This is a genomic window from Brevibacterium sp. OS20 (assembly GCF_056837565.1).
Window position 1 is genome coordinate 85480 of record NZ_CM166367.1, and the last position, 13677, is coordinate 99156.

A 13677-nucleotide genomic window follows, 5' to 3' on the forward strand; every position below is an offset into this window, starting at 1 on the left:
CGCTTCTCACAGTGTAAAGGCCCAGGCCGGAGCGCCGGTGGATTGGCCCCCGGTGGAGCGGGGGGTGTCAGCTGCGGAGGGCAGCGGTTCGGTCGACTCGGTGCTGATGGATGCGGTCGACTCGGTGTGGACGGTGATTGCATAATGAGGCATGCACTCACGTGACACAGCGCGGGGCCGAGGTCTCCGCATCGGAATGCTCGGCGGCGGGTTCATGGGCCGCGTCCACAGTCGGGCCGTACGGTCGGCCGGAGCCGTGCTCGACTCGGTCGCATCGTCGCAGCCGGAGAGATCGGCGCAGGCGGCGGCCGAGCTCGGCTTCGAGAATTCGACTGCGGCCGACGAACTGCTCAGTCGCACCTTCGATGCCGTCCACATCTGCACTCCCAATGACGTCCACGCGGCACAGTCCCTGCAGGCGCTGGACGCGGGATCGAACATCATCTGCGAGAAGCCCTTGGCCACTGGTTCGGCAGCCGCGCGTGCCGTGTTGACTCGCGCCGACGAGGCGGGGCTGCTTGGGACCGTTCCGTTCGTCTACCGCTACCACCCGATGGTGCGTGAGGCCCGCGCCCGATTCCGCGAGGGTCAGGCCGGGACGGTGCTGACCGTCGACGCCGGATACCTGCAGGACTGGCTGCTCGGCTCCGGCGACGAGAACTGGCGCGTCGATTCCGAACGCGGCGGCCCGTCGCGGGCCTTCGCCGATATCGGCTCCCACCTCGTCGACCTCATCGAGTTCATCGTCGATGACCGGATATCGTCCCTGGTGGCGACCACGAGAACCGTTCATCCACGCCGAGGAGGTGCCGCGGTGACCACGGAGGACACTGTGGCCGTGACCGTCGAGTTCTCCGGCGGCGCCATCGGTTCGCTGCTGGTGTCTCAGCTGGCTCCCGGACGCAAGAACGGGCTGACAGTGGAGATCGCCGGCACCGAGGCGAGCATGCGCTTCGAGCAGGAGCGGCCCGAGCAGCTGTGGTTCGGTCAGCGCGCCGACAGCCGCCTACTCGTCCGCGATCCCGACTTCCTGTCCGCCGATGCCGCGCGCCTGTGTATGGTCCCGGCCGGCCATCCGCAGGGATACCAGGACGCGTTCAACGGCTTCGTCGCCGACTCCTATGCCTACTTCGCCGGCGAGCGACCGGAGGGGCTGCCGACTCTGCGAGACGGGGTGCGAGCCGTGCTCGTGACTGAGGCCGTGCTGCGGTCGGTACACGAACGTTCTTGGGTCGATGTAGAATCGCTGGCCGTCTAGGCACCGCGATCTCCCGAACCATAGGCACCTCGACTGCCTGAGTCATAGGAGTCCCGACCTCCCGAATCGCTGAGGAGGTCCTGAGGGTCCCGCTCAGGAGCGGTTCGTACACTGGGCCGCTATGGACTTCAAGCAGGCAACGGCGACGTGGTGGGATGCCATCACCTCGGGCTTCGGGCGGCAGGACGGGCTCGAGCTCGACGTCCTCGGGCTCGTGCTCGTCATCGGAGTGCCCCTGGTCGTGACCCTGACTCCGGGGATCTGGAGGTTCTTCGGACTGTTCGTGACCTTCATCCACGAACTCGGTCACGCATTCGCCGCGCTCATGACGGGACGAGTGGTCAAGGGGATCTCGCTGAACTTCGATCATTCGGGGCAGATGAACTCCTTCGGCCGAGTCGGCTTCTCCGCCACATGGGCGGGTTTCTGGGGATATCCGGCACCGGGCGTGCTCGGACTCGTCCTCGCCACCTCGGCGGCCTTCGGTTGGGCCCCCTTGGCACTGTCTGTGGGCGCGCTGATCCTGTTGGTCGCGCTCATCTTCATCCGGAACTTCGCGGGCGCGGTCATCGCCGTGATCACGGCGATCGCGGCGCAGCTCGTCGTCGTTTTCCTGCCGCTGGAGTGGATCTCGGTCTTCGTCGCCGCGCTCGGCACGGCGCTGACGATCGGGTCGCTCAAGGACCTCGTCAAGGTCATCCGCGTCCATACGCGCCGGCGCCATGTGCAGCAGTCCGATGCCTATATCCTCGCGCAGGGCTCGGCCTTGCCCGCCGGTGCCTGGCTGACGCTGTTTGCGCTGGTCATCATCGTCTGCGCGCTCGCCACCGCACGGGTGCTGTATACGGCGGTGTCGGTCGGCGCGGTGTGATTGGGGCTCTCTCAGTTTCCTGAGCTGGAGCAGCAGGGACGGTGGCGGTCGGCACGGTGCGACAGCGGCAGTATCGGGTCCGCGAGATTCAGGGACGAGCCGGCGTGGATGCCCGTGATTCCGCGTCAGTGCCGGGTGGCAGAATCGGAGTATGGCCCCACTTCCGAAATTCTCCGCTGTCCTCTTCGACTGTGACGGAGTCCTCGTCGATTCCGAAAGCATCACGAACGGCGTCCTCCACCAGATGCTGCAGGAACTCGGCTGGCAGCTGAGCGCCGAGGAATGCATTGCGCGATTCGTCGGTAAGATGCTCCGCGATGAGGCTGATGTCATCGAGGAGCACACCGGATTCCGCATCGGCGCGGAGTGGATGGAGGAGTTCCGGCGGCGGCGCAATGCCCAGCTCGAGGCCTCCCTCCAAGCGATTCCGGGGGTCGTCGATGCCGTTCACCGCATCGCCGAGAGCTACCCGGGCAGGATCGCCTGCGCTTCGGGAGCGGATCGTCCGAAGATCGAGCTGCAGCTGCGCAAGATCGGCCTGTTCGATGCCTTCGAGGGTCGGATCTTCTCCGGCATGGAGCAGCCGAACTCGAAGCCCGCCCCGGACGTCTATTTGGCAGCAGCCGAATCCTTGCAGATCGACCCCGCCGAGGCGGCCGTGATCGAAGATTCCCCCACCGGTGTGATCGCCGGCGCTGCGGCCGGATCCCGTGTGCTCGGGTTCTGCCCGGATTCTCCGGTTCATCAGAGCGCGGAAACGCTGTTGGCAGCGGGTGCCGCCGAGACCTTCAACGCGATGGACCAGCTGCCCGGCCTGCTGACTGAGTAGGTTCCTGGCTCGCCGAGCCTCGGCTGGGGCAAAACTGCATCATCAAAATACATCAAACAGCACCCAAATTCGCAGAGATTCCTTTCGTAATCGAACTGTGACATTCATTTCTTCTCCTTGGGAGTAAAATAGAGTCAAGGCATTCACATCGACGTGAAAGGCGGCGAGGTCGATGAAGGATCCTCAGGATCCGGGCAACAACGGTCTCGAGCGTGCCTCGAATGAATCAGTCTCCGGTTCACCCGCGACATCGGCAGACCTCTCTTCATCACCTCAGGTTCCTCTGATCGGCCCCGACTCACCCCGTCGTCTCGACGTCGAACCCGATTCGCCGATGGCCGTGGTCGTCAGTCTGGCTCATTTGAGCACGGGAGTTCGCCTCGCCGAATTCCAGGCCATCGCGGGCCTGTTTCTGACCGATGTCATTGAGAAGCTCCGTTACGCCGAGGGCGACAAGATCTACTATCACTCAACGTTCACCGAAACGGCCGGCCGCTTCATCACGGCACGTGACGGACTGCTGCCTGAAAAGGACGACTTCGTGGACCCGTGGACATCCACCGGCTTCGTTCTCGAAGGCCGCGCTCTCGACGGGTCTGATGATGCTGTTTCCTCCACCGGCACTGCCACCGACGACGGCGAAACCGGGGAGAGCATCGTCGAGCAGCCACTGGCTCCGCCGGCAGCCCCGCTTCCGAATTTCCCCAAGTTCGGACTGCACAAATCCTTCAACAGCTGGGTCCACGACCTCGCCACGCGCGAAGAGATCGCCGAGCTGACCACGGTCCTCGGCTCGACGAGCAACGGTGCCTACAACGAGATCACGAACGCCGTGACACTGGCGTTCGGACTGCCGAAGTTCCTGCAGCGCTGCCTCGCCGGTGAATTCACGATCGAACACGTACTTGCAGCGACCCGTGCCATCAAAGACGTCGCCTTCGAATATCTGCCCCGTCTCGATGCCTACCTGGGCGACCGCCGTGCCGATATCACTATGGAGACCTTCAAGAAGTCGCTCAACCTCAAGATCGCGGCACTCGTCCCGGTCGACGACCGGACCGAACTGGCCGAGAAGCGTCGCCGGGTCGACATCATGAATTACCCCGACGGCACCGCCTCGGTGACCTTGTCCGGACCCGCCGTGGAACTCAACGCCTTCTACCTGCGCATCGAAGCATTCGCCTGAGCGATCCGCAACGGCAACATCTCGGCGCTCTCCGAAGAGAGCACCGCCGGCCTCGAGGTCGCCGACCAGGACAGCATCGCCGCCCTCATGTTCGACATCGCCACTCGAGCGACCCCGCAGATGAGCATCGCCGTGACGACGCACGACACCATGACCGGTGAGACCACCACGAACGAGATCGCTCTCGAAGCCGCCGACGGCTCGGACTCCTCGGTCGCCGACGAATCCGACTCCACGGCTCCGATCACGGCAGCCGCGGTCGATCGTGCCGTGCAGGAGGCGCAGAGTGAAGCGGAAGCGACCGCCAACACCGGCGTCGAGGTGACGACCACCATCAAGCTCGTCATGCCCACCCACGGGCAGTGGGTGCGAGAGCAGGCGAAGATGATGGTGACGGTTCCCTACCTCACCGCGGTGGGAAAGTCGGAGCTCCCGGGGACGTTCTCCGACGGCACCCGGGTGCCGCCCGACGCGGCACGTGCGCTCGCAGGCGAGAGCCCCACTTGGCACCGGATCCTCACCGACCCCGCCACCGGGACACCGATCGATGCCCGCTCGCGCAGCTACCACATCCCGGCAGACGTGCGCGCGCCCTTGGTCGGCAGATGGCAGTCCTGCACCGCTCCAGGCTGCACCCGACGAGCGGAGACCTCGGAAGTCGATCACATCATTCCGTTCGACCATGCCGATCCGGCCCGAGGCGGTCAGACGACGTTCGAAAACCTCCACCCGCTGTGCAAACCCGACCACCAGGCCAAGACCGACCGCAGGCTCGCGGTCCGAATGACCGAGGACGGGGCAGTGGAGTACTCCTTCACCCGCGGAGTCGTCGCAACACTGTATCCACCGGACAACCCAATCAACGCCGAGCACGCTCGACAGGTGGAGAACTATGACCAACTGCCGAATCTGCTCGACCGGCAGAATCCCGTCGACGCGGAGCAGCTTCGCGACGTCGGAAATCTGGGCCCAGCCGGACGACTCGACAATACGGATGCATTTCGCCCTCCTGAACCAGAGGGCCACACCGCAACAGGGGGCTCCGAACCAGTAGCCTCCGAGCCAAGGGACTCCGAACCAGGCTCCAGGGAACGAGGGGACAAGTGTGCCCCGACCGCTGGCGCCAAGCCCGTCTTGAGCGTCGGCCGGGAGCCCCCGTGGAACGACTATTGGGACTCCGGAGATCCTCCCCCGTTCTGACGGCGGGTCCGTTCTGACGGCGGACCCTTTCTGACGGCCCGCCCGTTCTGACGACCAGCCCGATCTGACTGCAGCCCGAAATCGCACGAGGCCCCGGACGCGCGCCTTCGCAGACGGCGGCCGGGGCCCGTTCGGTGTATCCGGGTCCAGTTGGCGTATCTGGCCTCAGTTACCGTCCTCGGCGATGAGGCGGCGGACGTCTTCCTGGGTGCGAACCTCACCCTTCTGGGCGGCGTCGACGACCTTCTCGTGCTGCTCCTCGGTGACGACCGGAACCTCTTCTCCGTTGCAATCGACGATCTTGCCGTCCTTGACGGTATCGCCTTCATAGAGGATGGCTTCGTTGTCGATGAGTCGCTGCAGCTCTTCCTTGCGGATGACTCGTCCGGTGCCGGCCACGAAGACCGACCGATCAGAACGGTCCTTCGTCTTCACTCCGATGTGGTTGAAGACGAGGTTGAGCAGCACGGCCATGAGAGTGGCCGAGGAGATGCCCGAATGGAGGATGATGCCGACCCAATCCGGGAAGGCATTGTAGAAGTCGGGCTCGACGACCGGGATGATGCCGAAGGCCAGCGAGACCGCCACGATGATCATATTGAGGTTGCCCTCGTACTCGACCTTCGACAGCGTGCGGATGCCCGACGCGGCGACCGTGCCGAAGAGCACGATGCCCGCGCCGCCGAGAACCGGAGTCGGGACCGCCGCAACGACCCCGCCCATCACGGGCAGCAGACCGAGAACGACGAGGATCGCACCACCGGCCGTGACGACGAAGCGCGACTTCACGCCGGTGATCGCCACCAGGCCGACGTTCTGCGCAAATGCCGACTGGGTGAAGGAGTTGAAGATCGGCGAGACCGCCGACGACAGCATGTCAGCGCGCAGGCCCGATGCGATGCGCTTGGAATCGACCTTCGTATCGACGATCTCTCCGACGGCGATGATGTCCGCCGTAGTCTCGGCGAAGGTGACGATGATGACGATGAACATCGAGATGATCGCCGCGGCCGAGAATGTCGGCATACCGAAGGCGAACGGCTCGGGGAACGCGAAGATCCCGCGATCGAGCACATGGGAGAAATCGGCCCAGCCGAAGATGAGGCAGCCGATGGTGCCGATGACGATGGCCAGCAGAATCGACAGGCGGGAGATCACCGCAACGGGAATCCTGCTGAGGATGAGCACGATGGCCAAGGTGACCACGGCGATGAGGATATTGCGCATGCTGCCGTAGTCGGCGGCCTCGGCATCCCCGCCCATGGCCCAACCTGCGGCCACGGGCATGAGTGACAGACCGATCGTGGTGATGACCGTGCCGGTGACCACCGGAGGGAAGAACTTCACGATGAGTGCGAAGGCCGGGGCGACGATCAGGCCGATCACCGAGGCGACCAGCACCGACCCGAAGACCGCAGGCAGGCCGTCGCCGCCGGCCAGAATGGACGTCATCGTCGCGACGCCGGCGAACGAGACTCCCTGGACCAGCGGCAGCTGCGAGCCGAAGAACGGCACTCCGACCGACTGCAGGATCGTGGCCAGACCGCCCATGAACAGACAGGAGGCGATGAGGAGGCTGATGCCGTTGCCGTCGAGACCGGCGGCATTGCCGATGATGAGGGGAACGGCGATGATTCCGCCGTACATGGTGAGCACGTGCTGCAGACCGTAGGCGAAGGAACTGCCGACAGGAAGCCGTTCGTCCTCCGGACGGGCCGACTTGCTCGCGGCCGCGGACTTGCGGTCGTTGCTGGGTGACTGATGGGATACCGACATCTATCTCTCCATTGAGTGCGTCCTCGGGCGAAGACCTCACTGTGACTGACCGACCTCAGTGGCCGGTGTAGCGTCCGAGCGGGCATCAGATCGACCGAGGGATCGGTTGCATAATTCCGTTATGCGAAAGGAAATTTCCTTATCGCAAAACTCTAAAGGAATACCATTTTCGCCGCAAGCCATTTTAGTGACCCGCGGCACATGCTAGAGTTCACGGCAGTCGTGTACTCATCCCCCGACGATCTACTGAACGTTCGCTCAGTTCGATGGTTTTGGATCATCGTACCGTCTCGCCGATAGGTGGGTACAGTCGGGGATCCCGGATGGGATACCGACCGGCGGAGCAGCAGACGCCGGAAAACCTGAGCTGGTGGCGTCAGCCCCAGTTCTGTCGCCACTGACCAATAGTGCGCGCTCGACGCGCACGGTTCAAGAGGGAAAGGCGACACGATGACCGACAGCAATGGAACCGGCACACCGTCAGCAGGAAGCTTCTCGGCACCAGGAAGCTCATTCAATACGGGAGACCGCGCATCGAGGAACTCCCCGCTGCCGGGGAACTCCCCGGCTTCCGGGAACACATCGACCGCGCGACTGTGGCTGCGCGATCCGCTGGCCGTCCACCTCGGTGTCGGTGTCGATCCGAACCGGGCGGCGCGGGGAATCGTCATCGACCCCGCCACGGGAACTATCGTGGAACTCGTTCCCGCCGGTGGCGAACCCACTTCATCCGGGGCCGGCGGAACCGCCGGTGACACGGCTGCCCTCGAAGTCATCGACGCCTCAGCGCATGTCATCACTCCCGGGCTGATCAATACCCATCATCACTTCTACCAGACGCTGACCCGTGCATGGGCGCCCGTCGCCGACCTGCCGCTGTTCGGATGGCTGCAGAACCTCTATCCGGTCTGGGCCAGGCTGACCCCGCGCGCGCTCGAACTCGCCACGACCGTGGCGATGGCCGAACTCCTCGAATCCGGATGCACGACCGCCGCCGACCACCACTACCTGTTCCCCACCGGCATGGACGAGGCCATCGACATCCAGGTCGACGTCGTCCGGAGACTCGGCATGCGTGCCATGCTGACTCGCGGGTCGATGTCACTGGGCGAGGACGACGGCGGACTGCCCCCTCAGCAGACCGTCCAGGACTCGGAGGTCATCCTCGACGATTCCCGCCGTCTCGTCGAGACCTACCACCAACGTGGGCCCGGCGCTCAGATCCAGATCGGCTTCGCCCCGTGCTCCCCGTTCTCCGTGACCACCGAGCTCATGCGCGAATCCGCCGCACTCGCTGCGGAACTCGATGTCCGCCTCCATACCCACCTGGCCGAGACCATCGACGAAGAGGACTTCTGCCGCGAGACCTTCGGCCTGCGCACCGTCGACTACCTCGAATCCGTCGGCTGGCTGGGGGAGCGGACCTGGTTGGCGCACGGTGTGCACTTCGACGATTCGGAGATCGGCCGCCTCGGCGCCGCCGGGGTCTCCGTCGCCCACTGCCCGACTTCGAACATGCGGCTGGCCTCGGGAATCGCCCGCGCCGTCGAACTCGAGGACGCCGGAGTCAACGTCGGACTCGGTGTCGACGGATCCGCGTCGAATGACGCCTCGAACCTCATCCGCGAGGTCCGGCAGGCGCTCTACATCCAACGTCTGCGCTACGGCGCCGAGGCGGTCACCTGCGGCCGCGTCCTCGACTGGGCGACGAAGGGATCGGCGGCGGCACTCGGACGCGACGATCTCGGCACCATCGAGGTGGGCAAGCAGGCCGACCTCGCAATGTTCCGCCTCGACGGCCTCGCTTTCTCCGGATCGCACGACCCGATCCCCGCACTCGTCCTCTGCGGTGCAGAGAAGGCCGATCGCGTGATGGTCGGCGGTCAGTGGCGGGTCGTCGACGGCCACGCCATCGGCGCGAGCGGACACGCGCTCGACAAAGAAGCGCTCATCGCTGCGCATCAGGAGGAGGCGCGCCGCCTCGTTGCAGGGTGAGTTCCGGCTGAGGTCGGATGACGTGGTGGGCGGGTGCCGCCTCGGTGGTCGTGGTCAGGGGCCTCATCCGATGGGCCTCCGGTACGGGCCCGGGCACGAGGAGGATGCCGCCCGCTCAGTCCTCGGGTTTGCGGAACACCTCGCGCAGGTGGTCGCCGGTGAGGAAGTCGCCGACGCCGATCATGACCAGGCTGAACACGATCTGCTCGGTGATCATCCAGACCGGGTAGAGGCCGGGGATCGCGGCCATGACGAGGGTGATGACGGGGAAGATCTGCGTGAACAGGCGCAGGCGCTGGTATCCCCAGTAGAAGCCCTTCGTTGCGCGCCAGAAGAAGTAGAAGAGGGTCACGGTCATGCCGAGGACGACGATCGTGTGCATCCACACGGCGAACGGCACCGGTTCCCCGGCCCGGGCGATGAGCACTGCGTAGACCACGGCTCCGAAGCCGAGCACGAGTTCGAACACGAGCAGCCAGGTGATCCACGCGAAGGCGCGTTTAGTCTTCGGGTGTGCGAGGCCGTCCGAGGGCACGACGATTCCGGCTTTTCTGCCGCCGGCGAGGCGGTCGATCTTCGCGAGCAAGTTCTCCATGGCCATGCCTCCAGGCTAGCGGGATCACGAGCTCCGGAACCGATTTTCGGGGCCTCAGGACCCTGTGTGATGGAACATCAATCGAAAGTTGGGGATGCAGTTCAATCCTGTGGGTCAGGAAACCGCGCCCGCGTGCTGATGAAGTGGAAGCATGAAGAAGATATTCAATGCAGCTTTCACGTACATGATCATCGGCGTCCTCTCGGGACTGTTCTACCGCGAGTTCACCAAGGCCAACGACTTCCCCTCCGGCGAGTTCACGCAGCTCGGCCTCGTCCACACCCACCTGCTCACACTCGGCTTCATCGTCCTGCTCATCGTCCTCGTCCTCGACAAGGTGTTCGGACTCTCCGGCACGAAGCTGTTCTCGTGGTTCTTCTGGCTCTACAACGTCGGCGTGATCCTCACCGCGTCAATGATGGTCTGGCACGGCTCGCTCACCGTCCTCGGCGAAGAGTCGAACGCCATGATCGCCGGAATCGCCGGCCTCGGCCACATCGCCCTGTCCGTCAGCCTCGTCCTGTTCTTCCTCGCCCTGCGCAAGAAGGTCGTGGTCGGCAAGGCTGTAGCCGATAAGGCTGTGACCGAAGGCGCGGAGGCGACTTCGCCGTCGCGCTGACCAGGACACCGTCGCCGAGGCGGTTCGCCTTGAATGAGGGAATGGAACCCTGCCCCCTCGGGCGTCGCCGTCACGCGATGATCGGCTGCTGGAGCTCGACGATCCACCCAGCTTGGTCGGAGTTGTCTGCGGTGTCGTCATCGGTGTCGAGATAGACCTCGCGGCACGGGCCGGTCAGGGAATACCCCTGACTGATGCACCACTTGGAAAGGTGCTGCCAGCTGGCGCCGATGCGGCTCATCGACCCCTCGTGGATGAGAGTTGCCGCAGTGCACGCCTCCAGCTCTGTGACCTGCAGATCCGCAAGATCCTGAGCTGTTTCCGTGCGATACCCGCAGGTGACCTCGGTCCCGTGTCCGGCGTAGGAGTAGATGCCGACGCCGGCTGCGTGTCGGATCCCCGCTTCCGCGAGACGGTCGGCAACACTGCCGAACAGCGGTCCGATCTCAGAAGTGTCGAACGGCGGCTCGCCGAGAACGACCGTCTGTCCGAGTACCCTCTCTGCAGGCAGTTCTTTGATGATGCAGTCCGGATGGTTCATAGCAGTCCCTTCGATGAGTGCCAGCCGAAATTCGACTTCGGCCAGCTTCGCGGCTGCAGCCGACTGCTCGGCTCGCAGTTGATGACGACGCAGATTGAGCATGCCGGTCAGCTCGGTTGTGCTGAGGTCGGCGTCAATCAGTTCGGCGATCTTCCGCAGCGAGATCCCCAGGGCGTTGAGCGCCATGATTCTGTTGAGGCGCGGCAGCTGCGCCACCGTGTAGCTGCGGTGTCCGGAGAACGGTTCGACCGAATCCGGAGCCAACAGACCCATCGACTCATAGTGGCGGAGCATGCGCACCGATACCTGCCCCAGCTGCGCGAATTCACCGATCCTCATGTGCTCTCCTCGTCGTCATCGACAGTCCACCACCTGACACGGTGTCAGGTTCAAGAGCATTCGCCGCTGGTCTCACCTCTGTTCGAGGAATCCGCGCAGCAGCTTCTCGGTGCCTTCCGCATGCTGTGCGGCGAGATCGGCGGCACGATCAGGGTCAGAGGCGAGTATGGCGTCGACGATCTCTCGGTGCTGATCGCAGGAGTGCTCGACGTTCGTATGGATGAAGGGGATCCGGTCGAGCAGGGCGTTGACCCGATCGCGAGTGCTCGCTGAGGCGTAGATGAGTGACGGCATGTGCGTGAGTTCGGCGATCATGAGGTGGAATCTGGCATCGAGCACGCGGAACTGTTCGGCGGAGGCGAACACCGTACGACAATCCGTCTCCGCTGCGGTCAGGGCAGCGACCTCGTTCGGAGAGAGGTCTTGCTCGGCGACGATGCGGGCCGCGGCTGTCTCGAGAACCAAGCGAAACCGGACGGCATCATCGAGCTCGCCGGGGTCGATGCGCTCATCGGTGTCGGCGGACGGCAGTCGTGTCACAAAGGTGCCGCCATAGCGACCGCGACGGGAAGTGACGATGCCCGCAGTCTGAAGCTCGATGAGCGCCTGCCGCAGGGTCGCCCGCGAGACCCGGATCTGGGCGGCGAGTTCGCGCTCGGCCGGCAGTTTGTCGCCGACGAGGTACTTGCCGAGACGGATCGCCCGCAGCAGCTCCGCAATCGTATGTTCGAACACATTTCCGCCGCGCGCATGCTTGCCTCCCGGGCGGGGTTGGCTGCCCGCGGTCCCTGGGCCGCCCGGCTCTTCTGCTCTGTCCAAGTCTGCCTCCTCTCCTGGTCTCGCAACTCAACTCGTCTTCGTTGATTCTTCCACTCTCGCGGAAAATCCTTGACAGTCGTCTGTGAGTCAGATTACATTCGTCTCAGTCTAATGGTCTGGTAACGATCCATTGGGCGACTGTTCGACCACGACGAGATCGAGACTCACCAGAACCCCGAGGGGCAGCCATGAGCAAGAACATCGAATACGGCAATGTCGATGAGCACTACCTCGAGAAGCGACAGTTGAAGAAGGGCGCGGCCGGCTGGATCCTCCTCGCAGGTCTCGGCGTCGCCTACGTCATCTCCGGAGACTTCTCCGGCTGGAACCTCGGGTTGGCCGAAGGCGGCTGGGGCGGCCTGCTCATCGCCTTTCTCCTCATGGGACTCATGTACGTATGCATGGTCTTCGGCCTCGCCGAACTCTCCTCCACTCTGCCGACTGCCGGTGCAGGCTACGGCTTCGCCCGCCGAGCGCTCGGCCCGCTGGGCGGATTCGCCACCGGCATGGCGATCCTCATCGAGTACACGATGGCTCCGGCCGCGATCTCGACCTTCATCGCCGGCTACGTCCAGGCGCTCGGCATTCTGCCCGAATCGGTGCCTACCTGGACGATCTATCTCGTCGCCTACGCGGTCTTCATCGGAATCCACCTATGGGGAGTCGGTGAGGCCCTGCGGCTGATGTTCGTCATCACCGCCGTCGCGGTCATCGCCCTCATCGTCTTCGTGGTCGCCGCGGTCGGCCACTTCGATGCCAGCAATCTCTTCGACATCGAACCCACCGGCGCCCTCGGGTCGTCGGCATTCATGCCGATGGGCATCTCCGGCCTGCTCGCCTCGCTCGTCTTCGGTATCTGGTTCTTCCTCGCCGTCGAAGGCGTCCCGCTGGCCGCCGAGGAATCGGCGAACCCGAAGAAGGACATGCCGCGCGGCATCATCACGGCAATGGCCGTGCTCGTCGTCTTCGGCGCCCTCATGCTCCTCCTCGTCCCCGGACTCGCAGGCGCCTCGGCGATGGGGGAATCGGACAATCCGCTGCCCGAAGCCCTGCGCACGATCTACGGCGAGAACTCCGTCCTTGCGACCTTCGTCAACTGGGCCGGCCTGGCGGGACTCATCGCGAGCTTCTTCTCGATCATCTTCGCCTACTCTCGTCAGCTCTTCGCCCTCTCGCGCGCCGGCTACCTGCCCAAGTGGCTGTCCCTGACGGGAAAGCGCAAGACCCCGGTCCTCGCCCTCATCGTCCCCGGCACCATCGGCTTCATCCTCGCGATCGCCGTCGACGGCAACGGCGGAGTCCTCCTCAACGTCGCGGTCTTCGGTGCCACGGTCTCCTACGTCCTGCTCAACCTCTCCCACATCCGCCTGCGCGTCAAGGAACCCGATCTGCCCCGCGGCTACCGCACTCCCGGCGGCATCGTCACCACCTCCATCGCCCTCGTACTCGCATCGGTGGCCGTCATCGCCACCTTCTTCGTCGACATCCTCGCCGCCGGCATCGCCGCCGGAGTCTTCCTCATCGCGCTCGCCTACTTCTGGTTCTACTCCCGCCACCACCTCGTCGCGAGCGCACCGGAAGAGGAGTTCGCACAGATCGAGGCCGCCGAGAAGGGCCTCAAGTAGCCCGCACGACCCACCTTCAACCAC

General features: G+C 64.5%; 12 protein-coding genes. 8 read left to right on the forward strand and 4 right to left on the reverse strand.

The features are described from left to right. The first annotated feature begins 151 nt into the window (after positions 1–151). From ACVZTU_RS00395 to ACVZTU_RS00415, 5 genes are all read left to right on the forward strand, one after another. The gene (locus ACVZTU_RS00395) at positions 152–1258 is read left to right on the forward strand and encodes a Gfo/Idh/MocA family protein (protein WP_482401091.1); all 1107 of its coding nucleotides are present in this window, start codon (positions 152–154) and stop codon (positions 1256–1258) included. Positions 1259–1379: 121 nt separating this feature from the next. Further along, on the forward strand, positions 1380–2129 hold the full coding sequence (locus ACVZTU_RS00400) for a M50 family metallopeptidase (protein WP_172173048.1): 750 nt from the start codon (positions 1380–1382) through the stop codon (positions 2127–2129). 151 nt (positions 2130–2280) lie between these two features. Beyond that, a complete protein-coding gene (locus ACVZTU_RS00405) occupies positions 2281–2958 on the forward strand; it encodes an HAD family hydrolase (protein WP_139467674.1) in 678 nt (225 codons plus the stop codon). Positions 2959–3130: 172 nt separating this feature from the next. Further along, positions 3131–4144, forward strand: a complete 1014-nt coding sequence (locus ACVZTU_RS00410; RefSeq protein ID WP_482401092.1) for a hypothetical protein — start codon at positions 3131–3133, stop codon at positions 4142–4144. A gap of 87 nt (positions 4145–4231) precedes the next feature. Then, positions 4232–5344, forward strand: a complete 1113-nt coding sequence (locus tag ACVZTU_RS00415) for an HNH endonuclease signature motif containing protein (RefSeq protein ID WP_482401093.1) — start codon at positions 4232–4234, stop codon at positions 5342–5344. 165 nt (positions 5345–5509) lie between these two features. On the opposite strand, the gene ACVZTU_RS00420 is transcribed toward ACVZTU_RS00415, so the two are convergent. Further along, positions 5510–7120, reverse strand: a complete 1611-nt coding sequence (locus ACVZTU_RS00420) for a nucleobase:cation symporter-2 family protein (RefSeq protein ID WP_482401094.1) — start codon at positions 7118–7120, stop codon at positions 5510–5512. Positions 7121–7570: 450 nt separating this feature from the next. Between ACVZTU_RS00420 and ACVZTU_RS00425 the strand changes: the two genes are divergently transcribed. Next, positions 7571–9115 (forward strand): 8-oxoguanine deaminase, encoded by a 1545-nt coding sequence (locus ACVZTU_RS00425; RefSeq protein WP_482401095.1) that lies wholly within the window; start codon positions 7571–7573, stop codon positions 9113–9115. A gap of 115 nt (positions 9116–9230) precedes the next feature. Here the strand turns inward: ACVZTU_RS00425 and ACVZTU_RS00430 are convergent, their stop codons facing one another. Further along, on the reverse strand, positions 9231–9716 hold the full coding sequence (locus tag ACVZTU_RS00430) for a hypothetical protein (RefSeq protein ID WP_482401096.1): 486 nt from the start codon (positions 9714–9716) through the stop codon (positions 9231–9233). A 145-nt stretch (positions 9717–9861) separates the two neighbouring features. Here ACVZTU_RS00430 and ACVZTU_RS00435 point away from each other — a divergent pair, with 145 nt between their 5' ends. Further along, a complete protein-coding gene (locus ACVZTU_RS00435; protein WP_482401097.1) occupies positions 9862–10329 on the forward strand; it encodes a DUF2871 domain-containing protein in 468 nt (155 codons plus the stop codon). 70 nt (positions 10330–10399) lie between these two features. On the opposite strand, the gene ACVZTU_RS00440 is transcribed toward ACVZTU_RS00435, so the two are convergent. Further along, positions 10400–11209: a MerR family transcriptional regulator gene (locus ACVZTU_RS00440; RefSeq protein ID WP_482401098.1), complete on the reverse strand. Its 810-nt coding sequence runs from the start codon at positions 11207–11209 to the stop codon at positions 10400–10402. A 72-nt stretch (positions 11210–11281) separates the two neighbouring features. Next, the gene (locus tag ACVZTU_RS00445) at positions 11282–12028 is read right to left on the reverse strand and encodes a FadR/GntR family transcriptional regulator (RefSeq protein WP_219922266.1); all 747 of its coding nucleotides are present in this window, start codon (positions 12026–12028) and stop codon (positions 11282–11284) included. Positions 12029–12216: 188 nt separating this feature from the next. Between ACVZTU_RS00445 and eat the strand changes: the two genes are divergently transcribed. Next, entirely contained in the window at positions 12217–13653 is a 1437-nt protein-coding gene (gene eat, locus ACVZTU_RS00450; RefSeq protein WP_139467681.1) for an ethanolamine permease, read from the forward strand. Positions 13654–13677: the final 24 nt, after the last annotated feature.

Coding starts and splice junctions, on each gene's coding strand:
- ACVZTU_RS00395 (WP_482401091.1), top strand. CDS start 152: ATGCACTCACGTGACACAGCGCGGGGCCGAGGTCTCCGCATCGGAATG.
- ACVZTU_RS00410 (WP_482401092.1), top strand. CDS start 3,131: ATGAAGGATCCTCAGGATCCGGGCAACAACGGTCTCGAGCGTGCCTCG.
- ACVZTU_RS00415 (WP_482401093.1), top strand. CDS start 4,232: ATGTTCGACATCGCCACTCGAGCGACCCCGCAGATGAGCATCGCCGTG.
- ACVZTU_RS00430 (WP_482401096.1), bottom strand. CDS start 9,716: ATGGCCATGGAGAACTTGCTCGCGAAGATCGACCGCCTCGCCGGCGGC.
- ACVZTU_RS00425 (WP_482401095.1), top strand. CDS start 7,571: ATGACCGACAGCAATGGAACCGGCACACCGTCAGCAGGAAGCTTCTCG.
- ACVZTU_RS00405 (WP_139467674.1), top strand. CDS start 2,281: ATGGCCCCACTTCCGAAATTCTCCGCTGTCCTCTTCGACTGTGACGGA.
- eat (WP_139467681.1), top strand. CDS start 12,217: ATGAGCAAGAACATCGAATACGGCAATGTCGATGAGCACTACCTCGAG.
- ACVZTU_RS00400 (WP_172173048.1), top strand. CDS start 1,380: ATGGACTTCAAGCAGGCAACGGCGACGTGGTGGGATGCCATCACCTCG.
- ACVZTU_RS00435 (WP_482401097.1), top strand. CDS start 9,862: ATGAAGAAGATATTCAATGCAGCTTTCACGTACATGATCATCGGCGTC.
- ACVZTU_RS00440 (WP_482401098.1), bottom strand. CDS start 11,209: ATGAGGATCGGTGAATTCGCGCAGCTGGGGCAGGTATCGGTGCGCATG.
- ACVZTU_RS00420 (WP_482401094.1), bottom strand. CDS start 7,120: ATGTCGGTATCCCATCAGTCACCCAGCAACGACCGCAAGTCCGCGGCC.